The organism is Paraburkholderia sp. A1RI_3L, assembly GCF_048957895.1.
Classification (GTDB): Bacteria; Pseudomonadota; Gammaproteobacteria; order Burkholderiales; family Burkholderiaceae; genus Paraburkholderia; species Paraburkholderia kururiensis.
In genome coordinates this window covers 1-768 of the sequence record NZ_JARCHA010000058.1, presented here as the reverse complement: position 1 = coordinate 768, position 768 = coordinate 1, and the positions used below count along the sequence as shown (strand labels likewise).

General features: G+C 66.9%; 2 protein-coding genes. Both read left to right on the top strand.

What is annotated here, in order from left to right:
* Positions 1-217, top strand: a 217-nt coding sequence (locus PXJ20_RS32850; protein ID WP_421057507.1) for a DUF2827 family protein, incomplete at its 5' end; no start/stop codon positions are given.
* A partial coding sequence (locus tag PXJ20_RS32845; protein WP_421057506.1) for a DUF2827 family protein occupies positions 211-768 on the top strand: 558 nt, incomplete at its 3' end. The genes PXJ20_RS32850 and PXJ20_RS32845, both read left to right, overlap by 7 nt.

Genomic DNA, 768 nt, shown 5'->3' with positions numbered 1-768 from the left:
TCTTGGCTACTACTACCCTGACTCGGACATTGAAGCGGGGGCTGTCCAGCTCGCGCATGCCGCGCGCCACCACGATTCGCAGCAGGAGCGCTACGCAGGGCGCGCCCGCAGCTTCCTCGCGACGCTTTCGCCGCGCCACGCCGCGAACGGATCGCACTACGCGCGGCGGCTGCTCGCCTTGACGTCGAACACCGGCCCGGGGAGGGCGTCATGCTGAACGGCCGGCGTCTCAAGGTAGGCGTGACGATCTTCCTGCGCCAGGGCTTCCAGTCCATCTGGGAGAACGGCATCTTCCAGAACTGCTATTTCCTCGCGACGCTGCTCGCGCATTCGCCGCTTGTGGAAGCGGCGTATCTCGTCAACGGCGGCGACGGCGACCCGGCTGAGGCAAAAGACTTCCTCGCGCTCGCGCCCGTTCCCGTGATGGACCTGGCAACGGCCCAGCGTTCGCTCGACGTGGTCATCGAACTGAGCGCGCAACTGGACCCGGAATGGGGACGCACATTCGCGGCGCGCGGCGGAAAGATCGTGGGCATGCGCGTGGCCAACGATTACGTGATCGACATCGAACGCATGATGTTCGACCGGCCGCCCGGCATGCTGATATCCGGCACGCCTTACGACGCGCTGTGGACGCTGCCTGCCTTCGTGCGGACCTGCGGCGGCTACTACGCAAACGCACTGCGCGCGCCGGTGACGGCCATGCAGCACCTGTGGAGTCCGGCGCTGCTGGAACGCGCGTCGGGCGGTGTGTTCGGCTACGAGCCA